The 25226-nt window shown below is 37.8% G+C and carries 21 protein-coding genes; 18 read left to right on the top strand and 3 right to left on the bottom strand.

Going from position 1 to position 25226, the window contains the following annotated elements:
• The first annotated feature begins 155 nt into the window (after positions 1-155).
• The 17 genes from AN213_RS19265 (at position 156) to AN213_RS19185 (ending at position 20107) form a co-directional block, all read left to right on the top strand.
• Positions 156-1277: a polysaccharide export protein gene (locus AN213_RS19265; RefSeq protein WP_055199395.1), complete on the top strand. Its 1122-nt coding sequence runs from the start codon at positions 156-158 to the stop codon at positions 1275-1277.
• Positions 1278-1285: 8 nt separating this feature from the next.
• Positions 1286-1720 carry a low molecular weight protein-tyrosine-phosphatase gene (locus tag AN213_RS19260; RefSeq protein ID WP_055199394.1) on the top strand — a complete coding sequence of 145 codons (435 nt, stop codon included), beginning with the start codon at positions 1286-1288 and terminating at the stop codon, positions 1718-1720.
• A 14-nt stretch (positions 1721-1734) separates the two neighbouring features.
• Positions 1735-3990 carry a polysaccharide biosynthesis tyrosine autokinase gene (locus AN213_RS19255; RefSeq protein ID WP_055199393.1) on the top strand — a complete coding sequence of 752 codons (2256 nt, stop codon included), beginning with the start codon at positions 1735-1737 and terminating at the stop codon, positions 3988-3990.
• A gap of 14 nt (positions 3991-4004) precedes the next feature.
• Positions 4005-5249 carry an oligosaccharide flippase family protein gene (locus tag AN213_RS19250; RefSeq protein WP_055199392.1) on the top strand — a complete coding sequence of 415 codons (1245 nt, stop codon included), beginning with the start codon at positions 4005-4007 and terminating at the stop codon, positions 5247-5249.
• A complete protein-coding gene (locus AN213_RS19245; protein WP_055199391.1) occupies positions 5239-5808 on the top strand; it encodes a DapH/DapD/GlmU-related protein in 570 nt (189 codons plus the stop codon). Before AN213_RS19250 ends, AN213_RS19245 begins: the two co-directional genes overlap by 11 nt.
• On the top strand, positions 5809-6858 hold the full coding sequence (locus tag AN213_RS19240; RefSeq protein ID WP_055199390.1) for a polysaccharide pyruvyl transferase family protein: 1050 nt from the start codon (positions 5809-5811) through the stop codon (positions 6856-6858).
• Positions 6859-6862: 4 nt separating this feature from the next.
• Positions 6863-8116: a glycosyltransferase gene (locus AN213_RS19235; protein ID WP_055199389.1), complete on the top strand. Its 1254-nt coding sequence runs from the start codon at positions 6863-6865 to the stop codon at positions 8114-8116.
• A 2-nt stretch (positions 8117-8118) separates the two neighbouring features.
• Positions 8119-9114: an EpsG family protein gene (locus tag AN213_RS19230; protein ID WP_055199388.1), complete on the top strand. Its 996-nt coding sequence runs from the start codon at positions 8119-8121 to the stop codon at positions 9112-9114.
• A gap of 18 nt (positions 9115-9132) precedes the next feature.
• Positions 9133-10053: a glycosyltransferase family 2 protein gene (locus AN213_RS19225; RefSeq protein ID WP_055199387.1), complete on the top strand. Its 921-nt coding sequence runs from the start codon at positions 9133-9135 to the stop codon at positions 10051-10053.
• A gap of 1 nt (position 10054) precedes the next feature.
• Positions 10055-11341 (top strand): glycosyl transferase, encoded by a 1287-nt coding sequence (locus AN213_RS19220; protein WP_201779637.1) that lies wholly within the window; start codon positions 10055-10057, stop codon positions 11339-11341.
• Positions 11334-12149 carry a glycosyltransferase gene (locus AN213_RS19215; protein ID WP_055199386.1) on the top strand — a complete coding sequence of 272 codons (816 nt, stop codon included), beginning with the start codon at positions 11334-11336 and terminating at the stop codon, positions 12147-12149. The genes AN213_RS19220 and AN213_RS19215 overlap by 8 nt, the downstream gene beginning before the upstream one ends.
• Before the next feature lie 141 nt (positions 12150-12290).
• Positions 12291-13364, top strand: coding sequence for a UDP-N-acetylglucosamine--undecaprenyl-phosphate N-acetylglucosaminephosphotransferase (gene wecA / locus AN213_RS19210; protein ID WP_055199385.1), 1074 nt, complete (start codon positions 12291-12293; stop codon positions 13362-13364).
• Between the two features lie 102 nt (positions 13365-13466).
• Positions 13467-14633: a nucleotide sugar dehydrogenase gene (locus AN213_RS19205; RefSeq protein ID WP_055199384.1), complete on the top strand. Its 1167-nt coding sequence runs from the start codon at positions 13467-13469 to the stop codon at positions 14631-14633.
• A 432-nt stretch (positions 14634-15065) separates the two neighbouring features.
• Entirely contained in the window at positions 15066-16073 is a 1008-nt protein-coding gene (locus tag AN213_RS19200; protein WP_055199383.1) for an NAD-dependent epimerase, read from the top strand.
• A 260-nt stretch (positions 16074-16333) separates the two neighbouring features.
• A complete protein-coding gene (galU, locus tag AN213_RS19195; RefSeq protein ID WP_055199382.1) occupies positions 16334-17242 on the top strand; it encodes a UTP--glucose-1-phosphate uridylyltransferase GalU in 909 nt (302 codons plus the stop codon).
• 258 nt (positions 17243-17500) lie between these two features.
• The gene (locus AN213_RS19190) at positions 17501-19633 is read left to right on the top strand and encodes a YjbH domain-containing protein (RefSeq protein ID WP_055199381.1); all 2133 of its coding nucleotides are present in this window, start codon (positions 17501-17503) and stop codon (positions 19631-19633) included.
• A 129-nt stretch (positions 19634-19762) separates the two neighbouring features.
• Positions 19763-20107, top strand: coding sequence for a four helix bundle protein (locus tag AN213_RS19185; RefSeq protein WP_055199380.1), 345 nt, complete (start codon positions 19763-19765; stop codon positions 20105-20107).
• A 70-nt stretch (positions 20108-20177) separates the two neighbouring features.
• On the opposite strand, the gene AN213_RS19180 is transcribed toward AN213_RS19185, so the two are convergent.
• From AN213_RS19180 to AN213_RS19170, 3 genes are all read right to left on the bottom strand, one after another.
• Positions 20178-21581 (bottom strand): MBL fold metallo-hydrolase RNA specificity domain-containing protein, encoded by a 1404-nt coding sequence (locus AN213_RS19180; RefSeq protein ID WP_055199379.1) that lies wholly within the window; start codon positions 21579-21581, stop codon positions 20178-20180.
• Between the two features lie 440 nt (positions 21582-22021).
• Positions 22022-23101, bottom strand: coding sequence for a phosphotransferase enzyme family protein (locus tag AN213_RS19175; RefSeq protein WP_055199378.1), 1080 nt, complete (start codon positions 23099-23101; stop codon positions 22022-22024).
• Between the two features lie 41 nt (positions 23102-23142).
• Positions 23143-24030 carry an NTP transferase domain-containing protein gene (locus AN213_RS19170; RefSeq protein ID WP_055199377.1) on the bottom strand — a complete coding sequence of 296 codons (888 nt, stop codon included), beginning with the start codon at positions 24028-24030 and terminating at the stop codon, positions 23143-23145.
• 477 nt (positions 24031-24507) lie between these two features.
• On the opposite strand from AN213_RS19170, the gene AN213_RS19165 reads away from it, so the two are divergent.
• Positions 24508-24984 (top strand): DUF721 domain-containing protein, encoded by a 477-nt coding sequence (locus tag AN213_RS19165; protein WP_055199376.1) that lies wholly within the window; start codon positions 24508-24510, stop codon positions 24982-24984.
• Positions 24985-25226 lie beyond the last annotated feature (242 nt).

The raw sequence follows: 25226 nt of genomic DNA, 5'->3' as shown, positions 1-25226 counted from the left end.
AACTATTTTGCAAAAAACTGTCACAAGTGAGCGTTTACTAAACACTCAGTCTTGCGAACATCTAGTTGCCATGCTTTAATTAGGCAGCAAAAAATAAACAGTTATGGTTTTATTTAAACTGGACGTTTTAAGAAAAAATTATTTGGGAAATAACAATGGCGCTTAGCTGTAAAACAATTGTGACGTCATTTGCGCTACTAGCAATGACAGGCTGTACAATCATCCCCGGCAGCCATTTCGAAGGAATCGAGTCGGGCGAACAAATTGATAATGTAGAGAAGGAACTCGAAAAGGTTAATATTCAAATCATTGACTCTTCACTAATTAATCAACAAAAGCAATCTCAAGTTAAAAACTTCACACCTTCTAGTTTAGATGGTATCGATACATCTAATTACCAATACAAATTGGGTGTAGGTGATGTACTTACGATTGGTGTTTGGGATCACCCAGAGTTAACCATTCCTGCTGCTGTGCAACGTACCGCAGAGTTTGACGGTTTCCGCGTTCAAGCAGATGGCACAATTACTTATGCATACGCACCTAATATTCAAGCTGCTGGTAAAACAGTACAACAAGTTCATAAAGAGCTTGTAAAGCGCCTAAGCCGAGTAATTGAAGAGCCACAGGTTGATGTGAAAGTGGTTGGGTTTAGAAGCCAAAAGGCTTATGTAACAGGCGAAGTAAACAAGCCAGGTGTATTACCAGTTACAGAGATCCCATTAACTTTAATCGATGCTCTAAACCAAGCCGGCGGCCTAACAGAAAGTGCTGACTGGCGCACCGTGACATTTACTCGCGGTGATAAAACAGAAATTATTAAGTTAGATGATTTTTATGCCTATGGCGATATTTCGCAAAATCGCTTATTGCAGCATGGCGATATTGTGCACGTAAGTCGTAATGATATGCAAAAAGTGTTTGTACTTGGCGATGTAAAGCGCGCTGGTACAGTGGGTGTTAATCGCTATGGTTTAAATTTAGCAGAAGCATTAAGCGATGCTGGTGGCCTAAACGAAAATACAGCCGACGCTAATGGTGTATTTGTTCTTCGCAAACGCAACTTAAACACTGATGGTGTAATTGCTGATGTATACCAACTTCATGCTAAGAATATTGCTGCATTAGTGCTTGCCGAACAATTTGAACTTGAACCGCACGACATTGTATATGTAACGTCAGCACCACTAGCGCGTTGGAATCGTGTAATTAGCTTAATATTACCGTCGTTAAGTACTTTTGAAACGGTTGATGATATTTCGCCTATTGTAAACTAGGAAAAGGTATGTTTGATTCTGTATTAGTAGTTTGTGCAGGTAATATATGCCGAAGCCCTACTGCCGAATATGTATTAAAAAGTAAGCTACAAGGTAAAAACGTTGCTGTTTCGTCAGCAGGGTTGACCGCCCTTGAGGGTAAACCTGCCGATGCACAAGCAAAGCAAATTGCCAACGCGCATAATATTGATATGAGCGAGCACCAAGGCAGACAAATAAACTCAAATTTGGTGGCAAATAATAGCGTTATTTTAGTGATGGAGCAGCGCCATGTTAACGATTTGTGCGCACGTTACCCTCAAGCTCGCGGCAAAACATTTTTACTTGGCAAATGGATAGGCGATAAAGAAATCCCTGATCCATACCGCCAAAGTCAAGAAGCCTTTGAACACGTTTACGCATTAATCGATAGCGCATGTAGCGCTTGGCAAAAGTATTTATAAGGAAAGGCTAGTAAATGAATGCTCAGCCCACTGCATTAGCAGCAAACAATAAACAAAATAGAACGACGCAAGATAAAACCAGTCAAGATATCGACCTAATGATGCTGTTAGGTGCATTAATCGACCGTAAGTATTTTATTGCAGCCGTTACCGCAGTATTTATGGCTGTTGGTGTATTTTATGCGGTATTTGCTACACCTGTTTACCAAGCAACTGCCATGATCCAAGTTGAAGATGGTGGTGGTTCTGTACCAGGCTTTGATGACATGGCCGGTATGTTCGAAAGCACCTCTGCTGCTGTAACCGAAATAGAGCTGCTTAAGTCACGCTCTGTGATAGGCGAAGCCGTTGATACCTTAAAGCTTGATATAGTTGCTGAACCTAAACTATTCCCGGTGATTGGTAATAGAGCGTTTCGTAAATTCACCCCAATGGAAGGTGGCGATTTAGCCGACCCAAGTTTTGGTGCGTCAAGTTACGCCTGGGGCGGTGAGAGCATTGAGGTATTCAGATTTGATGTTCCCCGCTCAGCAATTGGTGCTGGTTTTACACTTGTTGCAGGTGAAGGGACTGATAAAAACAAAAACTATACCCTTTTAAATGATGAAGACGAAGTAGTCTTGCAAGGTAAAGTGGGTGAAGAGCTAACTAACGGTAAATTTAACTTAACTATACGTAGTTTAATTGCCCGCCCTAATACAGAATTTACATTAGTACGTAAAGACAGATTAAATACTATTTTAGACTTACAAAAAGATATTAGTGCAAGTGAAAAAGGGAAAGACTCAGGCATTATTAACTTGAGTTTACAAAGCGAAAGTACACAATTTGCCGAAAAGGTGCTTGATAAAGTAGCGGCTATTTATGTGCGCCGTAATGTAGAGCGTAATAGCGCTGAGGCACAAAAATCACTCGAGTTTTTAGAAGTACAACTACCAGAGGTTAAAAAGCAGCTTGAGTATGCCGAGCAGCGTTTTAATGATTACCAAATTAAGCGCCAATCAATCAATATTACTTTAGAGACTCAAGGTGTACTTGAACAAGTAGTTGAGCTCGAAACCAAGCTGCAAGAATTAGAGCTAAAACGCTTAGAATTAAGTCGTAAATTTAAAGACAGCCACCCAACGTACCAAGGTGTACTTGAACAGATTGAAGCGGTAGAAAAACAAAAACAAAACTTAGTGGGTGAGGTAGGTAACCTACCAGAAACCCAACAAGAGCTTTTACGCTTAAAACGTGATGTAGAAGTAAGTAACCAAATTTACACGTTACTTTTAAGCAAAACACAAGAGCTAGATATTGTACGTGCCGGTACAGTGGGTAATGTGCGTATAATTGACCACGCTGAGGTAAACACCTCTAAGCCAGTTAAACCTAAAAAAGCTTTAATTGTGATAATGGCAACCATGTTAGGCGGCATGCTGGCAGTCGCTATAGTGCTTATTCAAAAAGCAATTCATAAAGGGGTTGAAGACCCAAGCGAAATTGAAGCATTAGGCTTACCTGTTTATGCGAGCGTACCTTATTCAGATTACCAAGATAAGCTTACAGGCTTTAGTAAAGCACGTAAGGGGAAAAATAAGCCTAAATCTATTTTAGCAGTAGATAACCCGGCTGATTTATCGATAGAGGCGCTACGTAGTCTCCGTACTAGCTTGCACTTTGCGATGATGGAGGCAAAAAATAATATTATTGCAATTTCTGGCCCAAGCCCAGGTGTAGGTAAATCGTTTATATCAGTTAACTTGGCAACAGTGTTGGCACAGAGTGGTAAAAAGGTACTAATCATTGATGCTGATATGCGCAAAGGTTATTTACAAACCCAGTTCGGCATGAAATGGGACGATGGTTTAAGTGATTTATTATCAGGCCGACTTACACTTGGGCAAGTAACTAAAACATCACAAGTTAAAGACCTCGACGTAATTACCCGTGGTCAAATACCGCCAAACCCGTCTGAGTTATTAATGCATAGCAACTTTACTAAATTAGTAGAGCAGGTAAAAGACAAATACGACATTGTAATAATTGATACCCCACCTATTTTAGCGGTAACAGACCCTGCAATTGTAAGTGCCCACACAGGTACTACATTACTCGTAACACGTTTTGGGCAAAACCACGCGCGCGAAATAGAGCTTACCCGTAACCGCTTTGAGCAAAATGGCATAGATGTAAAAGGTGTGGTATTTAACGGTGTAGTTAAAAAAGCTAGCAATGCCTATGGCTATTATGGCTATTACAATTACGAATACAAGTCAAATAATTAAAGTAGTATAATACCTTGATTAAGAATATCAAAAGGCTGGTAATAGGTAGTGCTTCTGCCAAAATAATTGGTATTGCATTGATGCCTTTAATTACAAGGCTTTATACCCCTGAAGATATGGGAAAAGCTGCCCAATTTGTATCAATAATGCTAATAGTAGCGCCTATGTTAAGCTTGAGGTATTGTCTTGCTATTCCTTTACCGAAAAGCAATAGAGCTGCATCAATTCTAGTTAATATAAGCCTTTGGTCTTCGCTGATTATCGCTGTGAGCCTTATTGTATTAACTTTTTTTTTCAAAAATCAAGTTGTTGCTCTATTAGGGTTGGAAGGTATATCTGATTATTTGTACTTTTTAATCTTTACTGCATTCATTTTAAGCCTCCAAGAAACCTATAGTTTTTGGGTGGCTAGAGTTAAAGATTTCAAGCTTATCTCCAAAGTTATCTTTAAACAAAGCTTAATAGGTGGAGTGGTTAAAGTTACGTTAGGTATTTTACATCCCTCAGCATTAAGCTTGATCTTGGGTAATGCATTTCAATATAGTGCAGGTACAGTTTCATATTTCTTGTCTTATAAGGAAATGAAGGTGACGTATATAAAAAATATGAGTCGCCTGTTTAAAGTCGCTCGTTATTATGCAGATTTTGTCTATTTTAAAGTTCCTTCACATTTTTTGTACATTGTTGCAGCTCAATTACCTATATTATATTGTAGTAAATACTTTGATATTGGCTTGGTGGGGCAGTTGTCTTTGGCTATATCATTAATTTCAATTCCAGTAAATGTTATAAGTCAGTCTGTAAGTAAAGTTTATTATTCTGAAATATCCTCGTTAGGTCAGAGTAATATTAAGGAAATATATAAACTAACAATATTAACATTAAAGAAGTTGGTTGTGCTGGGTGTTTTAATGTTTTCAGTGGTTTTTATATTATCTCCTACTGTTTTTGAGTTCGTTTTTGGTGATAAATGGGTTGTTGCAGGAGAATTAGGCAGAGCCCTTTCATTGGTATTGGTTTTTCAAATATCAGCTACAACATTAATAACCGCTTTAAATGTTCTAAAACTAAACTATGCTGCTTTTATAATGCATGCTACTAGATTGATATTGATTGGGGCGGTGTTTTATGTGTCAAAGATAAGAGGGTTTGATATGGTCTGGTCAATATACTTTTACTCATTAGTTTTATCTTTGCATTACTTTTTTGTTATATGTTTTGTTCTTCTTAAGATGAATAGGGGGCAACGTGTTATTTAAAAAAATGGTAAATGTTTTTTTTGTTCTTATTGCGAATATACAAATAGTTATCCAGAAAAGGTATGAAAGGGTACTAGCGACTCAAATTTTAAAAGGATCCAAAAAAATAGGCCCTTCAGTTAAATTTGAAGGACCGGGAATAGTTTATGAAAAAGATAAATTGGAAATAGGTAATCATGTCTTTTTAGGAAGGAACTTCTTTATCAGGGCCGCTGGCGGAATAAAAATTGGTGACTATACACATATTTCAAGAAATGTTGTTTTGCATACAGTTAATCACAACATAGATGGTGAATTATTGCCCTATGATAAAAAAGATGTGTCGGCACCTATCAAAATAGGTAAGTTCGTGTGGATCGGTATGAATGCTTGTATATTACCAGGAGTGACGATAGGGGATGGTGCTGTAATAGGGATGGGGGCAATTATAAGTAAAGATGTTAGCCCTGGAGATGTTGTTGTTGGTCCTTCTCAGCGAGTTATAAAAGCGAGAAATGCAGAAAAAGTAAAGAATTTAGTGGAAAGAAACAAATTTTTAAAAATAGAGAGTGGTAAATAAATGGAACCCAAAAAAATAGTAGTGCATGGATCATATTTTGTTAATAACTTTGGCGATACTTTACTAATTAAGCTGCTTTGTGATCGTATTGCGTTCTTTTGTGGAAAAGAAAACGTTAGGTTGGCAACAGATGGTCTAACCGAAGAGCAAAACTCTATAGGGTATGCTGTAGTAAATGCTAATGAAAAAAATGATGTCAAGCATGTAATTTTCAGTGGGGGAGGGTATTTTGGCGAGCCTAATGTAGGTATAGTCCAAAAAGCTAGATGGGTTTATAGAAACTACAATAGACACTTTGCATGGAATTCCGACTTTCCAAAAGCACAATATCATATATTAGGTGTAGGGGTAGGACCTTTAGAGAATCCAATCTATCGAAAGTTGGTCGGTAATTTTTTATCGAAATGCAGTAATATCCTTGTGCGTGATAAAGAGTCTTACAACTTTTGTAAAGATTATTTTTCTCTTGATGATGTAGGTGTTTGTGTTGACTTAGCTCTATCCACTCCATTAGTTGAAGAAGAACGTAAAGGACTAGCTATACACTTAGATACTGCAAGTGAAGCTGTGATAGCTAAAGTATTAAGTTTTATTAAAGTTGAGCATAGAGATTTTTTGGATGCTCCGCTTAATGTAATATTTGATAACCATGTCAGCTATAATGATGAAATTATCGCTAAATATAAATCAGCTTTAGAAAAAGCTGGTTTCACAGATAGTGATTATAAATTGGTCCCTTATGTGAATGTTACAGAAATGATTTCATTGTTAGCTTCATTTGAACTGGTAATTACTAGTAAACTGCATGTAGGAATTGTCACTATATCGCAGAACGGGAAAGTTATAGCAATACCTAAACATAGTAAGACTAAAAGACTCTATTCTCAATTATCACTAAGTCAGTTTTGTATCGAGCATGATGAGTTTGATGAAGATAGGCTTTCTAATGCATTCCTAAATCTTCCTAATTTTGCACCAGACAAAGAAGTTATTGATAATGGCATTAATATGCTGAACGGCATGATTAAAGAAATAGTGCAGGGTAAGTAAAGTTTTGAATAAAGTTAAGTTGGCAATTGTAGTAGAAAAGTTTCCTGTTCTTTCTCAATCTTTTATAAACAGGCTTGTGGAGGAGCTTGCTAAAAATACTTCGCTGGCTGTTACGATTGTTACTATATATAACGTTGACTTTATTAAATTAAAAAAGCAAGCTCCGAATCTTTACTCTCTATACTCATCTGGTCAAATCTCAATTTTAAGCTCTAATTCGATTTCTAAAATTAGTAGGGGAATGCAGTTAATTAGCTCTATTGTTAGTTATATTCCTTTACTTCTTTTGAGTAAGGAGTTTAAAAACCGCAGTATCTTTGATTTTAGTTTAAAATTGCATGCAAAAGCTGCGTTAATGACAAGGTTAATGAAGAATCATGAATTTGATGTTATGCATGGTCAATTTATGGATTTAACGGCTTATTTAGTTCTAGCTAAAACTGTAAACCCTAATATATCAAAAAAGCTTTTTTCAACGGGTAGGGGAGTAGATATATCTAAGTACGGCATAGTAACAGAAAAGGAAGTTGACTTATTTGAGAATAGCAACGCTGGGGTTGAAAAATACTTTTTTGTTTCAGAAAGCTTGAAAAGAATAGCTGTAAACAAAGGTGTGTCAGAAAGTAAGTGTTTTGTTAACTATTCAGGTTTGGACTTTAATACTCTCCCTGAATATAACCCTCCTTCGAATAAAAGTACAGATTCTATTAAGTTAATTCAAGTTGGTAGGCTAGTAGAAAAAAAAGGTATTTTAATGTCCTTAAGTGCAATACTAAAGCTGAAGGATAGGTATAACATCAAATTAGAGGTGTTTGGTGAAGGACCTCTTATTGGAGAAGCTAAGAGATTTGTTAATAAAAATAAACTCGAAGATTGTGTTCATTTTTTTGGGGCCACACATAATTCAAAGTGCATGAGTAGTATTTCAAAAAGTGATATTATTTTAGTGCCTAGTAGAACTGGTGCTGATGGTAATTCAGAGGGAATACCTAATGTTGCGAAGGAAGCTATGGCTCTAGGCTGTATTGTTGTAGCAAGCGACCATTCCGGCTTGCCAGAGTTAATAGAACATGAAAAAACCGGTTACCTTTTTGAGGAAGGAAATTTGGAAAGTTATATTAATACTTTAGAACTTGCTATTAGTCAGCGTCATGATTGGGATAATATTACTAGAAATGCAGAATTTTATGTAACCGAAAATTTTTCAATAAAACTGCTGGCTCAGGAATTGGTTGGTCATTATGTAGGGGATATTTAGTAATGCCTAGCTCTGCAAGGTTTTATGGTAATAATTTAAAGTTTTATTCATACATAGCTGTATTTGTATTGATTGCTTTCTATTTGTACTTTAACCCCGTTGTTGGTAGAGATTATAATAGCTATTTAGAGATTGTGGTTAAAATAGTTGAAGGTGAGTATTTTAGAGAGCCTGGGTTTTCAATTGTTGTAATTGCTCTTGATTATATTGGTGTTTCAAATGCTGGGATTGTTTATTTTTTCCGTTTGTTGTGTGTTGCTCTTCTATGCCGGTTCTTTCTAAAGTCCCCAACCCCAATATTTGGATTAATTTTTTTCATCCTCACTCCAAATATATTAATAGGTACTTTTAATGCTTTACAAACTTGGCTTTCAATTGCAATTTTCTTCCAGGTAATTCAATTAGATTCTTATCATAAAGTATCAAGCGGTAAATGTTTTTTATATGCTATCTTATCCGCATCGTTCCATGTGGCTGGACTTTTTTTCATTGCTGCAATAGTTTTTAATGTTCTTATAAAAAGGCTAGGTTATATACCTGTTATTTTTACGTCGCTTCTATTATTACCTTTACTAATATTTTCCTTTGAACAGGTCATTACTTATCTAGGTTTTACAAAATACCTAATATCAATTAACCCGGTCTCCTTTGTTAGTTTGGTATTGTCAACGCTGATAGTCTTTTCTATTATTTCTCTAAACTATTTTTACCCGAGTGAAGCAAGGGGTATGATTTTTTCTATTGTATTCACTTACCTTCTTCTCTCATTGGCTCTTTTTAGTTTTAGTATTGAACAGCAAGTTTATTTGAGGTTTTTAAATTATATACTGTTACTTTTTTATATCGTTTTTTCATGGTTTCTATGTCGCATTGAATTGAAGTTTGCAGGAGTTGTTTTTGTTTTGTTTTCAACACTTCTTGTTTTTAATTTTATTAATACGGTAATTAACATACCTCAAGACATGTTTAACTTTGAACAACTAAAATTAATTATTTAAAATTATAAGGCGCGTAAAGTGATAAATCATGATTTGTCGGTTGTAATTACAACCCAAAACCGGAATGATGATTTGGTGAGGGCAATAAAAAGCATCAAAACCCAATCGGTATTACCGAAAGAAGTTATTGTTGTTGATGATGGTTCAGATGTAAGGGTGCATCTGTCATTACTTTCGGAACTACCAAACAGTATTCTAACTGTAATTCATAGGAATAGTGAGCCTATGGGAGCTAATTACTCAAGAAATATGGGCTTGAAATTGGCTACGTCTACCTTAGTCTCTTTTCTTGATGATGATGATGAGTTTTATCCAAATAAAATTGAGAAAGTATTAAAAGAGTATTCTAATACTAATGCAGATATTATTACCTCTAAAGCAAAAGTTGATTTTATTAACTCTAAGAGTGCATATACTATTTCTCCATCAAAACATGTTAGTTTTGAGACTCAGTTAATCAAGAATGAAGTTGGAACGACATCGATGGTAACTATAAAAAGAGAGTTTGCAGTTATGATTGGTGGCTTTTCTGAAGAGTTACCTGCTAGACAGGATTATGAAGCTTGGTTAAAAGCATTGATGAATGGTGCAAAAGTCGCTGTTATTGATGATGTCCTCACTAAAATAAATGTGTTTTTATATTCTTCTAGTATCTCTAAGTCATTAAATAATAATTATAAAGCTATTGAGATTATTGATCGAAAGTACTCTAGTTACTTAGCAAGGCTTAATCAAAAGCAAATTAAGGCTCGTAAGAACTCCACTTACCTTTTTTTGTGCCATAAATACCTTATAAGTAAAGGTGCATGGAAGGGGGCTAGCTTTGCGATGAAGAGCTTTGTAAAAACTAGATCAGTAAAATTTTTAATTTTAAGCTTTGTTTTACTATTCGGAGAAAAAGGGCTATCAGCAATGATGAATTTCAGAGGTAAAAAGTAAGATGTCTCAATCGTATAATACAGTAGAAAGGCATATAGCTCGCTTTTTGTCTAAGTTTCCTATAGTCAAGGTCTTTATTAAGAATGTCTACTCTAGAATCGTTTTTTTTAAAGCAAAAAAAGGCTATAAAATTAAAAGCAATAATCACATGTTTTATGACGCTGGAGCTGGAACTTTTTTTGGTTATTATGATAAAAGCCCTTTAAATTGCTCTGGTAAGTATCTGATACTTCATGAGCACTCAAATACCAAATTAGCTCCTAAAAATTTTGATGAAGTTACAGTAGCATTAAGAAAATTCCCTAATGGAGAGACTTTAGCAAGATTTAAAACCAAAGCATTCAATTGGCAACAAGGTTCTAAGCTTCAATGGCTTAACGATGACTTATTTATTTTTAATGATTATGATTCTAACAGAGGTAAGTATTGCTCTCGTATAGTAAGTTCTAATGATAGGAAGCAAGTTAAACAGTTTGAACTTCCTATATATGATTGTTACTCAGACTCTTTTGCTCTTACTTTGAACTTCGAGCGACTGGCTGTATTGTCAAGTGATTACGGGTATTTTGCTAACAAAAAGAAGGTTACTCACCAAGCTTTGCCTGATAACGAAAATGATGGGATATTCTACCTTGATCTTAAGAGTGGTGAATCAAAACTAACACTATCTTTAAAAGAGATAATAGCTTTCGAAACACAAATTAATATGGATGAATCCCTTCATACTGTTAATCATATAATGATCTCTCCTGGAGGGGAGCGTTATATGTTTATACACCGCTGGTATCATAAAGGCCAAAGGTTTGATAGGTTGATCTTGGCCGACCTTGATGGAAACATGAAAGTCGTTAGTAACAACGATATGGTAAGTCATTGCTTTTGGAAATCAAATAATGAAATATTTGGTTATTTGAGAGGGAGTGATGGTATAGACGCTTATTGGGTGATCAATGTAGATAACAATTGTCAGAAAATTTTCAATCATCCAAATCTAAGAACATTTGGAGATGGACATCCTAACATAAAAAATGACTACTTCATTACAGATACCTATCCGGATAAAGCACGGATGCAAAAACTTATATTAGGGCATCTGAATTCTAAATTATTGATTGAACTCGGAGAGTTTTATCATGGGTTTGACTATAACCTTGAAACTAGATGTGATCTACATCCTAGGTTTTCTAGCTGTGGTAATTTTGTTCTTTTTGACACCGTATATTCCGGTCAACGAAAGCTTTGTTGCTATGAGATGACTGATGATTTAAAAAGGGCTTTTGATGAGTAGAGTCGCTGTCGCTATTTCAATATATAAGAATGATAATGCAAAGTGCGTTGTCGCTTCACTTGAAAGCTTGGTTGAACAAAGTTATAAAAAATTGGACGTTTTTTTGCAAGTTGATGGCTTTGTTACAGCTGAAGTGAAAAAAGTCATAGAGCTATATCAAACTAGGAATAATTTTCATTGTGAATTTTATCCTGAAAATAAAGGGCTAGCGTTTCAATTAAATAGAGCTATTGAGCGTATCCTTGACAAAGATGAATTTGACTACATAGCAAGGATGGATGCTGATGACATTTCTTTCAAAAGTAGAATTGCTGAACAAGTACTTTTTTTTGAAAAAAATCCAGAGGTTGCAGTTTTGGGTTCTTCTATTATTGAGTTTGACAATAAAGGTAACGAAACCCTCAAGCTGATGCCTAGTGAACATGCGGATTTAACTAAAAATATTATAAAGCGCTGCCCATTCAACCATCCTACAGTAATGTTTAATATGAATGTAATCGGACGTGCTGATTTAGCTTATGATTCAAATTTAAAAAACACGCAAGACTACTATCTTTGGGTTGATTTGCTAAAAAAAGAGTATAAGTTTGCTAATTTGTCTAAACCCCTTTTGAAATTCAGAATTGATGAAAACTTTCATGCACGTCGAGGGTTTAAGAAGGCTGTAAATGATTTTAGTTCTAGGATATATGCAATGAAAATGTTACATATTTTTTCATTAAGTAACATCTTGCATACGCTGTTGTTATTTGGTCTAAGGCTAAGTCCTAGCTTTGTAAAAAGTTTTGCATACAAAAGGTTTAGGTGAGTTAATCTCATAACTTTATGTTTTTTTTGTTTTTATTTTTTCGGTTGTTACATACTTATTTGCTTATAATTTATACTAGAAAATATAGCTTATTTGTATTAGAATTTTATAAATCTTTATTGACAAATTCTGGGACGAATTGTGTTTATTGACCTTTTTTTCACTTTCTTTATTTCGTTTGCTTTTTTGTTTTTAATGCGAAAAGTTGCACGTATTATCGGCCTCGTTGATAAGCCTTCTGGGAGGAAACACCACTCAGGGAATGTCCCTCTTGTAGGCGGTATTTCTATTTGCATAACAATCATTCATTATATCTATTCTCATCCCGGAATAATAAATCACGCCAACCTATTCATGGTTAGTATTGCAATTTTGACTTTAATAGGTGCGCTTGATGATAGGTTTGATTTGAGTGTTAAAGTACGAATGGGTATTCAGGCACTAGTTTCCTTTGGGATGATCTATTTTGCTGAAGCTGAGTTAACTAGTTTAGGTAATCTATTTGGTTTTGGTGAAGTTCAGCTGGGTATAATGGGAACGCTAGTAACCATAATTGCCGTTCTAGGTTGTATTAATGCCTTTAACATGGTGGATGGTATTGATGGATTGTTGGGAGGCTTATCAGTTGTAACATTTGGCAGTATTGGCTTATTGTTAAGTGGAGTTGGAGAGCAAAGCTTAAGTTATTTATGCCTGCTACTAGTTGTTTGTATGTTCCCTTATATCCTTATGAACTTGGGTTTAATAGGCCGCGAGCGTAAAGTCTTTATGGGGGATGCAGGAAGTATGCTAATCGGATTTACTGTAATATGGTTGCTGATTGGCGCTAGTCAAAATGAGGGAAGCCCAATGATTCGACCAGTCACGGCATTGTGGTTAATTGCAGTGCCTCTGATGGATATGGTTGCTATTATGATTCGCCGAATCAAACAAGGGAAGTCACCTTTTAAGCCTGACAGAGAACATCTGCACCATATATGTCAGCGATTAGGGTTTAGTTCTATCCAAACATTGCTTTTTATTTGCACTATAGCTGCTATTTTTGCAAGTGTAGGTGTTATAGGGGAAGTGTTTGATTTTCCTGAGTTTATAATGCTTTATGGTTTCATGTTTGTTTTCATAGTCTATTTGGTTTTATTAATGAATTACTGCGAAATCATGAATTATGTTCGAAAAAAACTAGACCTACCAAAAAAATCATATTCATCAATGTAATATATATTAGTTTTAATCACAAATTTGACTTGATGAGTACATTTAATACTCTTAGTTATTTTATTGTTGTCTAAGTGAAAAGGTTATTTAAGGATTTTTTAAATGAAACTTGCCGTAGTAGGTACAGGTTATGTGGGCCTGTCGAACGCAATGTTGTTAGCGCAACATAACTCAGTTGTAGCACTCGATATTGACGAAATTAAAGTTGCGCTATTGAAAGATAGGCATTCTCCTATTGTAGATGTTGAAATTAGTGATTTTTTACAGAATAAATCACTTAATTTTACAGCTACAACAGACAAAACACTGGCACTTAAAGATGCTGAATTTGTTGTAATTGCTACCCCTACAGATTATGACCCAGAAACCAATTATTTTAATACGCGTTCTGTTGAGTCGGTAATTGCAGATGTTTTAGCAATCAACCCAAAGGCAACTATGGTTATTAAATCTACGGTACCGGTTGGTTATACCAAATCAGTTAAAGAGAAGTTTAATACTGATAATGTTATTTTTTCACCAGAATTTTTGCGTGAAGGTAAAGCACTTTACGATAATTTGCACCCGTCACGTATTATTGTGGGTGAGCAAAGCGAACGCGCGCAAGTTTTTGCTGGTTTATTAGCGCAAGGTGCTATAAAACAAGATGTTGAGGTACTTTTTACAGACTCTACTGAGGCAGAGGCTATAAAGCTTTTTTCTAATACTTACCTTGCAATGCGTGTGGCTTACTTCAACGAGCTAGACAGCTATGCCGAAAGCCATGGCCTTGATGCAAAACAAATTATTCAAGGTGTTGGTTTAGATCCGCGTATTGGTAAACATTATAATAACCCATCGTTTGGTTATGGTGGCTACTGCTTACCAAAAGATACCAAGCAGTTATTGGCCAATTACCAAGATGTGCCTAACAATATGATCCGCGCAATTGTTGATGCTAATACTACTCGTAAAGACTTTATTGCCAATTCAATTATTGCCCGAAGCCCTAAAGTGGTTGGTATTTATCGCTTAGTTATGAAGTCAGGTTCAGATAATTTTAGAGCCTCTGCTATTCAAGGTGTAATGAAACGCATAAAAGCAAAAGGTATTGAAGTTGTTATTTATGAGCCAAGTCTACAAGAAGATTCATTCTATAATTCTCGTGTTATTAAATCGCTAGATGAGCTTAAACAAACTGCTGATGTAATTATTTCTAACCGTATGGATGAAGAGTTACAAGATGTTGCAGAAAAAGTTTATACACGTGATTTATTTGGTAGTGATTAAGGCGAAATAGCTGTTCAGCTTTCAGCTTTCAGCTTTCAGCTTTCAGCTTTCAGCTTTCAGCTTTCAGCTGAGCGGTGTTGTTTGTAGGCCTTTACTAAGGCATATATTGTAGAAGGCTTAGTGCCGAAAATATTTTCATAAAGAGAAGTGAATGAGGAAGTGATAATAATGCTTTTTGCTTCCCTTAAGCGAAGCGTCTCTTAGCCTCTTTGTGCGATTATATGTATTGAGTTAGGCGTGAAAATTATTTCGCGCGAGGATATTTGCACAAAGAAAAGTGAATGAGAATGCGATAATAATGCTTTTTGTTTTCCTCTAAAGCGAAGCATCTCATTATCTCTTGTGAGCATTTGGCTTCTCTATGAAGCCGCTCTTAACTCTCATTAAGTCAAATGAATTGGCAGCCTACGGGCTCAATAAGATAGGAACATAATGAAATATTTAGTAACTGGCGCTGCAGGTTTTATAGGTGCAGCTACAAGTCAAAAATTACTAGCGCAAGGCCATGCTGTTGTTGGTGTTGATAATCTGAACGATTATTATGATGTAAATTTAAAACATGCACGTCTAGCTCAGTTTGAACAGCACGAAAATTTTACTTTTATTAAGCTAGATATTGCAGATAGAGCTGCAATGGCCGAGTTGTTTGCCTGCGAGCAATTTGATCGTGTTATTCACTTAGCGGCTCAAGCCGGTGTGCGTTATTCAATCGAGAATCCTGATGCTTACGCTGATTCAAACTTAGTTGGGCATTTAAATGTTTTAGAAGGCTGTCGTCACAATAAGGTTGCGCACCTGGTTTATGCGTCTTCAAGCTCAGTTTACGGCTTAAACGAAAAAACACCATTTGAAACAACCGATAGTGTAGATCACCCTGTTTCGTTTTATGCTGCGACTAAAAAAGCTAATGAGTTAATGGCGCACAGTTATTCTCATTTGTATAACTTACCTACAACTGGCTTACGCTTTTTTACTGTTTATGGTCCGTGGGGGCGCCCTGATATGGCGCCGTTTATTTTTACTAAAAAAATGCTCGATGGCGACACCATAGATATTAATAACAATGGCGATATGTGGCGTGATTTTACGTATATTGATGACATTGTTGAAGGTGTTGTTAGAGCTGCTGAGGTTGTACCAGAACGTGATAATAGCTGGAAGGTTGAAACAGGTTCGCCTGCATCAAGTTCAGCGCCATTCAAAGTTTACAACATTGGCCATGGTAGCCCGATTAACCTAATGAAGTTTATTGAAGCAATTGAATCTGAGTTAGGTCTTGAAGCGAAAAAGAACTTCCGTGAAATGCAAGCAGGTGATGTTTATAAAACCTATGCCGATACACAAGATTTATTTGCTGCAACAGGTTACAAGCCTGCGGTTGGGGTAGAGCAAGGCGTGGCTGAGTTAATCAGCTGGTATAAAGGTTTTTATAATAAATAATTGCTTCGTATTGTGTGCGGGTTAAAACGCGCCAAGCAAGCGTGACGCCTACGGTGTTGTAGGCGTGACATTTATTTCGCGCAAAAGTCAATATCACAAAGACAGATTAATGAGAAACGAATGAGCTTAAAGCTTATCTAAAGCTCAGTTTTTCGTTCATTTAGTGAAAAATTAAATTATGAACCATTCAGCTTGTATCTACTTTGGTACTGTTAGTTTGGTGTTATTGTAGATTAAATTATTAAATAAGGGACTAATTTATGAAAGCTGTTATTCCTGTTGCAGGCCTTGGTACACGTATGTTACCAATGACAAAGGCTATTCCTAAAGAAATGCTGCCGTTGGTTGATAAACCACTAATTCAATACATAGTAAACGAGTGTGTAGCGGCAGGTATTAAAGAAGTTGTACTTGTTACTCATAGCTCTAAAAATGCTATTGAAAATCACTTTGATACCAGCTTTGAGCTTGAAGCAACGCTTGAGAAACGCGTAAAACGCACCCTACTTGAAGAAGTTCGCTCTATCTGCCCAGACGATGTAACCATTATGCATGTTCGTCAAGGCGAGGCTAAAGGGTTGGGTCACGCGGTAATGTGTGCTAAACCAATTGTAGGTGATGACGACTTTGTTGTGGTACTGCCCGATGTTATTTTAGATAGCTATACTGCTGATCAAAAAACCGAAAACGTTGCGGCAATGATAAAACGCTTTAACGAGGTTAAAGCAAGCCAAATTATGCTTGAGCCAGTACCACAAGAAAGTGTTCATAAATATGGTATTGCTGACATTGGTGGCGTTAAAATTAATGCGGGCGAAAGTGCACCTATTAAAACCATGGTCGAAAAGCCTAAAGAAGAAGAGGCACCTTCTAACCTAGCGGTAGTTGGTCGTTATGTTTTATCTAAAGCAATTTGGCCACTGCTAGCTAACACTCCTGCTGGTGCAGGTGGCGAAATTCAATTAACTGACGCAATCGATGAGTTAATGAAACACGAAATCGTTGAGGCATTCCATATGAGTGGGCGTGCTCACGACTGCGGTGACAAACTGGGCTACTTAAAGGCGATTGTTGAATACAGCATGCGCGATGAAAACTTAGGTGGAGAATTCACTGATTTCGTAACCGAAATGGTAGCTCCAGCAGAGCGTCATTTAAAAGCGGTTTAAAAAGAAAGCATTAGATATTAGTGGTTAGAAGTGAGTTACTAGCTTTTAACCACTTGCTTATCCCACCCCAAATATAATTTTGTTCAACTCGCAACTCGCAACTCGCAACTCGCAACTCGCAACTCNNNAACTCGCAACTCGCAACTCGCAACTCGCAACTCGCAACTCGCAAACTTCTAATACCAACTTCTTGTTTTTTGCTTCTGATGTTATATTTAATCTAATTCAAGGATTTTATAACTTTAACTCGGATCCCTTATGCCAAAAATTAATACCTTATTTTTAAGTTGTGCAGCTGCATTGAGCTTACCTGTGGTTGCGGATGATATTAAAAATTACCAATCCTTTGCTGGTTATACCGGTTTAATCAATACCCCAAATTCCGAAGTACAGTCAAAAGGCACAGCAGATGTTGGCTTTAACAATCAGTTGAGTTTTAAAGGGCGGAACTTTGAGGATGGCCATAATTTTATTTTTTTAGCAGGGTTATTTGAAGGCCTTGAAGTTAGCGGGCAGATATCTTCTAACTCAATGCACGATAATTTGTTTCATGGTGAAGGTCGTTTGCAAACCCGAGATTTATCGTTTAATGCAAAGTACCAGCTACCTTATATACCCAAAGAATGGTTTAGTTTCGCATTGGGTGCTAAAGATATAGGTGGTGCAGCAAACAATTATGAAATCTATTATGCAGTAGCATCAAAAGAGGTATGGGACTTTCGCTTTAGTGCTGGTGTTGGAACTAGTGATCGTCCAATGGGCTTGATGGATGGTGCGTTTGCTGGCATTGAGTGGCAACCTTTTGAATGGTTTAGCTTACTAACAGAGTATGATGCTGAAGCGGTAAATGCCGCAGCGCGTATAACAGTACCTAAAAAGTGGCTATATGATATTGGCGAGCTTACTTTTACCAGCCGTTTTTACAGTAGTACTGATTTTTCAGAAGATAAAGACTCCTATTGGGGGGTTAACTTTAGCTTACCTTTATCAGACGAAGCTAAAAGCAATTACAAATCTGTTAAACCAGCGCCATATGTAGAGCCTATTAACACTAAACCTGTGGCTAAAATAAATGATCATGGCTTTGGCTTTTTTCAAGCATCTATGGCGCCAGAGCTTGCAGAAAAGCCTGAGGCTTTAACTACTGCTCATATTGAACAAGCGCCAAATGAACTTGCGAACACAAATTTAAGCGGACAGGTTGAGCAGTTAAAAGAAGCACTAATTGGTGATGGTTTTGAAAATGTTGTAGTGGGTTTTAATACCAGCACAGTATTTGTTAATTTTGAAAACTCAGTATTTAATCGCAACGACATTGATGCTATAGGGGTTGTTCTAGGCCGCATTACAGAACATGTTAATTTAGAAAATAAACACTTTAGTGTTCAGTTAGCAAAATCAGATTTACCTTTAATTGCTATTAAAGGTAGTGTTGATAATTACCGCGCCTTTGTAGAGCGTGGTATTAGCCCCGATCTAAATATCAAGCAAGGTCTAGTAAGCATTCCTGAAGGGGTTGTGTGGGCAGGTAAAGCAGAAGCTAGCCCTTACTTTAAACCAAGGTTGACAGTAAACCCTGTCCTTTCATCTACTTATGCTACAGAATTTGGTGTATTTGATTATTCAGTTGGAGTGCGAGCTACGCTAGATATACCTCTTTGGAAAGGAGCGGGTATTAACGTTGCCGCGCAAACAATTGTTGAAGAGAGTGATGATTTTGAAGACCGTAAAGTGTTTGATAATTACAGCCTTGACGAAGGAATAGTTAACGCCAGCCTGTACCAAACTTTTGCTCTGCCATATGGTTTTTACAACCAAACGCAAATAGGTTTTTATAAAGACTACTTTGATTATAAAGCTATAATCAACGAAACCGCGTGGTTGAGCCCAGAGGGCCGTCATAAAGTAAGTGCAAAAATCGCGTATTATGATTTTGCTGATTACCGAGCATCTCGAGAATATGAAACACTTTCTTACCAATATAACTGGGTAGAGCAAGATATTACATTACACGCATCTGGTGGTAATTATTTTTATGGTGATAGTGGCTATAAACTAGAAAGTCGTTTTTGGTATGGAGATAGCTACGTAGGTATTTTCTATCAAGAAACTGACTCACAAAAGGTGGGTGTGGCAATAAATATTCCACTTACACCTCGTAAAGATATGAACGTTACCCGTTTTGGTCAGTTAAAAGGTAAGTCTGCGTGGCGGACATCTGTATCTACCCGTGTTGGTAATGATGTAAATACTCTTGTATTTAATGAAGGTTACGCTCCAACATCTTCAATCACGCTTGATAACACGGTATTTAATAAAGGACGTTTAACTTCGAGCTATATTTATAGCAACCTAGCGCGAATGAAAGAAGCGTATGAGAGTTATAAATAATAACGACTCGCAGTAGCGAAGGGCGAGATTCGACATGCGAGAATCGGATACGAGATACGAGATTCGAGATACGAGATACGAGATACGAGATACGAGATACGAGTCAGATACTGATGCCAAGGAGTGGCTATGTACTACGAGAGATTAGATGTATGGAAGAGAGCTTTTCAATTAAGTCTTTTAGTTTATAGAAGTTTTTATTTACTCAAAGATTTTAGTTTAAAAGATCAAATGTGTCGCTGCTCGGTTTCAATTCCAAGTAACATAGCTGAAGGGTATGAGCGCTTTTCTAAAAAAGAAAGAGCTCATTTCCTTTCTATAGCTAAAGGCTCCGTTGGTGAACTCAAAACACAAGTTATGCTTGCTTTTGAATTGGGTTACTTGCATAAGGAAAACTACTTACTCATAACAAATGAGTGTGAAGAAATTGGTAAAATGCTAGGTAAATTAATGTACTTACATAAAAACAATTAATTTACCCTTGTTCGCAACTCGCAACTCGCAACTCGCAACTCGCAACTCGCAACTCGTTACTCGTTACTCACTAACCACTAACCACTATTTCTACTCTTTCGCCTAACTCTGCTTTTAGCTTTTCTGCTAGTGCTTGTTTGGCTTGCTCATCACCGTGGACGATTTTGATTAAACTTGGCTTTTTACGCATGCCGGTAACAAATCTGATTAATCCTTTTTGATCTGCATGGGCACTGTAGCCGCTAATGGTATGAATTTGTGCTTTAATCATTACTTTTTGATTATCGATAAATACATAACCGCCGCGAGAGCCGTATTTTTGAATTTCTCGGCCTAAAGTTCCTTGCCCTTGGTAGCCAACAAAGATGACATCGGTTGTTTTGTCGGGCAAAAACCGTTCTAGATAATTAACTATTCTGCCGCCATTACACATACCGCTAGCAGCAATGATTATTGCTGGTTGCTGTTTGGAGGCTAAAAAGTTTATAAGGGCAAGGTGTTCTTGGTGGCTATCAATGGTGTGTAGTTGGTTGAAGTCGAGTGGGTGGCGGCCTTGTTTTACGCGTTTTTTTGCTTCGTTATCCCATAGCTGTTTGAAGTGTAAATATTCATTTGTAAAGTTGGCTGCCATTGGCGAATCTACAATAATTTGCAGTTTATGCCACATAGAGCGCTTGCTTGCAGAATGAATAAGTTGTTCAAACTCATAGAGTAGCTCTTGAGTTCGGCCAATGCTAAAAGCGGGTATAAGTACCACGCCATTATCACTTATGGCACGTTCTATAACCTTTTTAAGTACGGCTACGCGCTCTTTACGGCCTTGATGGTTTTTATCACCATAGGTCGACTCAATAACTAATGTATCGGCGCGGTAAGGCGGTTTAGGCGTTGGTAATAAGGGTGTGTAAGGCGCACCTAAATCACCAGAAAATACCACTCTATGCGTATTTGGCTTTTTACCTAGCTCAATTTCAACATAGGCAGAGCCTAAAATGTGCCCGGCACGTTGCAGGCGGATTTTATATAATGAATTTTGCTTACTTGAGGCTACTTTTTCGGGGCTAAAGCCCACTCCTTCGGGAATGCAGTACCATGTATTGAAATCGAGAGAGACAATTTGTTGTTTTAGTAACTTTAAGCAAGTGCGGATCATTGCTTCATCGCGAGTTACACCCACTTTTAAAGCATCTTCAATCACCATAGGCAATAGCTTGGCGGTGGCAGCCGAGGTGAAAATAGGCCCTTTAAAACCAGCTGCAAGTAGATAGGGTATGCGACCAACATGGTCTATATGGCAATGTGTGACAATCAGCGCTTTTACCGTTGATATATCAAACTCGATAGCTAAGTTTTGTTTACTGTCTTCTCCTTGAAATTGCCCACAATCAACAAGTACAGAATTTGTGTCATCAATAAATAGCTGGTGACAAGACCCTGTTACGCCTTTCACCGCTCCGTGGTGTTTTATATGCATAATAAACTCCTGATCTTTAAGCGAGGTTTTAGAATAGAAGTTATTGACTTATAGAGCAATGGGCGAGCGAAAAGCTATTCAAGGCTAGAGCCGTCCCTACGTTTTAATATAGGCGTAAAATTTTAGGAGCTGTCAGCTTTCAGCGGTTAGTTTACAGATGAACGGTGGCGTTTGTTGGTAATGCATGTAGGAGGTACTTTAGTGCCGAAAGTTTAAGGAGCTGTCAGCTTTCAGCCGTCAGTTTGAAGATCAATTTTGGTTATGCATTTATTTGTGGGTTGGGCGCTGTATGTCAGACGCGCCAAGCAAGCGTGACGCCTACGGTGGTGTAGGCGTGAAATTTATTTCCCGTGTAATCTTTTTATATTGCGTGGTGTAAAATCGCTCCTACAATAACTCGCATCTCGCATCTCGCATCTCGCATCTCGCATCTCGCATCTCTAACCTTTATTTATCTCTAATATCGCTTTTAACGTATGTTCCTTTTCAAGAATATCGCGATAAAGAGCAAACTGGTTGCGGGCGCGTTCTAGGTTGTGGTTTGCATGCTTGGTGGCAAAGTAATTATCGCCATCAATAAAGTCTGTTAAAAAGCGCAGGCCAATCATAAAGGTCATGACTTTGGTGCCTAACCAAAAGCTTTCTTTTTCGGCGTCGGTGATCACATCTTGTAGTGGTTCAACATAACCTTTAACGATGGCGGCGAAGATCTCTTCACGAACACGTACATTATTTAGGTTGGTTGAATCTTCTTGCTCAGGAGAGCAGAAGGTACGCACCATATCGCCAAAATCAAATAACCAATAACCAGGCATACAGGTATCGAGGTCGATGACTGCTTTTGCATCATCAGATTGCGTGCAAAACAGCATGTTGTTGATTTTTGTGTCGTTATGGCATGGTCTTAAAGGAATGTTTCCTTCAAGCTGTTTTAATTCATCAACTAAAGATTGCTGAGCTAAACAAAAATCGATGTCGTCTTGGCAAAGGGCTACACGGTTTACAGGATCTTTTTCGATGACTTTTTTGAAAGCATCAAAGCGCATCGCTAAGTTATGAAAATCAGGGATCACATGATGCAGCTGATCAGCCTGAAAATCTTGTAATGCTAGCGCGAATTGTCCAAATGCATTGGCTGCAGTTTGTGCTTGCGAGATAGTTGCTACCACATCTTCACTATAACTGCCGCCAATAAATTCGAGTGCACGCCAAACACCTTGATCGCATTCAACTAAAAAGTCGCTTTCGATAGTTGGAACATGACGAATAATTTCGAGGCTGTATTCACCATTGTCGTGTTTTTCACTTAGGTGCTGCTCAATTAGTCGTGCATTTTCAACTAGGTGCTCAGGGTTAGGAAACACATCGGTATTTAACTTTTGCACAACCAAGGCGTTTTCTTCTGATTTAAGTAACATGGTTGTGTTGATGTGGCCATTGCCAATTGGCTTTAGCGTTACGTTATCTGTGCTTAAGCCAAAGTGCTCAGAAAGATAAGTTGCAACAGGATTAGACTTCATTAATTTTCCATTACTTATTTTTTGCAAGAAGAGGCGAGGGTTTAATCGTTTAGCTTACGACGTAACTGACATAAAGTGTGTGCTATTGCATCCAGTTCAGCTTTGTAGGTTACGCCATACCATGGCTCTTGTGCAGTATAAACGGTTACAGCTTGGCGGTTATCTTGAATCGCGAGTTGTATCTCATTTGGTAAATAATACTCTTTCGTGACACCGTTGTCAGTATTTTCTAAAAACTCAATAAAACCTGTTTCTAAGTCATTAAATAAACTCGGTGTTATTCCCCAAAAGCTCATAGAACCTAGGGCATCATCGGCAATTTGTAATCTCTCATCATGTGGATTGTTGCCTTTTAAAACATTATTTTCGAGTTTAATATCTAGGTACTCGACCACATCAGTTAAATGCTGGTGGCTATCAACAGAGCATACACCACGATTTACACCACCTTCTTCGGAGAGCGTATCTTTTATTGGGTAGCCTACCATTGCCCAATTGCTATGCTGTTTGAAGTGTTCGCTAATAATGGTAAAAGAAGACTCGCCATAATAGTCATCGGCTGTAATAACAATAGCAGGGTTATTTACATAGGGTTTTGCGCAAAGTAATGCATGACCTGTACCCCAAGGTTTTTGTCGTTCAGCGGCTAGGTACTCATAACCATTTGGCACTGCACTAATTGCTTGCTCAACTAGGATTACTTCGAGCGACTCAGGTAGGCGCGGTAAAATCGTCGCTTCAAACTCAGCACGAATTTTTTTATTAATGATGATCACCGCTTGGCTCACACCAGCTTTAACCGCATCCTGAATACTAAGTTCCATGATGGTACAGCCCAGCCCTGGAATTTCGGCAATTTGTTTGTTTCCGCCAAAGCGGCTACCCAGCCCGCCAGCCAATACAATTAAAGTAAGAGAGTGTTGAGTCATCGCGAAAGTTAAATAAAAAACAAAGGAAAAGTGTACCAGAAACAATCACGGGGGAGGAAGAGAAGCTTTAAGCTATAAGCTGTAAGTTTTGAGCCGAGCGGTGTTGTTTGTGGGCCTTACCCAAAGGCCTACCTCGTAGGAGGTACTTTAGTGCCGAAGTGTTTAGAGCAATTCACGGCTAAAGCCGTTCCCACGTAGGCGTGAAATTTAAGGAGCCATTAGCTTTCAGCTGTGAGTTTTGAGCCGAGAGTTATTGTTTGTAGGCTCTTTAATGATTTTCCGGCTTTGTGTTGAATGTTAGACGCGCCAAGCAAGCGTCGCACCTCACATCTCGCACCTCACATCTTGCATCTCGTACCTCGCATCTCGTACCTCGCATCTCGTACCTCGCACCTCGACTCTCGAACCTAATAGCTTCATATTTACGTAGGTGGTATATTCTCTTTGTGGTGATTAACCTTTTTAGGTAGACGATTAATGGCAAAAGATAGATACGCGCCAAAAGCTGTTGGCGATATTATGGCGGGCTTGAGTGGTCGCTTGGCATCTTATGCTGGTAAAACCCAAGGCTTGTCTTCTCAACAAACGATTCTTGATGACTTTTTAGGTGAAACGCTTTCGAAAAAGTGCCGAGTAAGTAATTACCGTGATGGTACTTTGATGATCGAAGCGGTTTCGGCACCGATTGCACTGCGTTTAAATTACTTAAAAATGGATATGCTCTCGCATTTTCGTGCCGCTGGTATGGTAGAGCTTGGGCAAATTAAAATTACCGCAAACCCACAAGCAACTCAGCGCTTATCGGCAACAAATAAGCCAGAGCAAAAGCCTGTTTCTAAACGTCAAATGAGCGAACAAACAGCCGATTACCTCAGCGCCATCGCCGCAGACGCGCCTCCATCTTTAAAAGCCAAGTTAGAGCGTTTAGCGCAACATGGGCGCAAAAATAAGTAAAGCCGTCAGTTTTGAGCCGAGCGGTGTGGTTTGTGAGCCTACCCCGTAGGAGGTACTTTAGTGCCGAAGTGTTTAGAACAATTCACGGCTAAAGCCGTTCCTACGTTTTGGTGTAGGCGTGAAATTGTAGCAGCGGGTTTACCCCGCGTTATCTTTGAATATTGCGCGATATAAAATCGCGCCTACGATAATTCGCATCTCGCACCTCGTTCCTCGCACCTCGTTCCTCGCACCTCGTTCCT

This window comes from Pseudoalteromonas sp. P1-8 (genome assembly GCF_001399985.1).
Lineage (GTDB): Bacteria > Pseudomonadota > Gammaproteobacteria > Enterobacterales > Alteromonadaceae > Pseudoalteromonas.
This window is presented reverse-complemented; position numbering and strand designations above follow the sequence as displayed.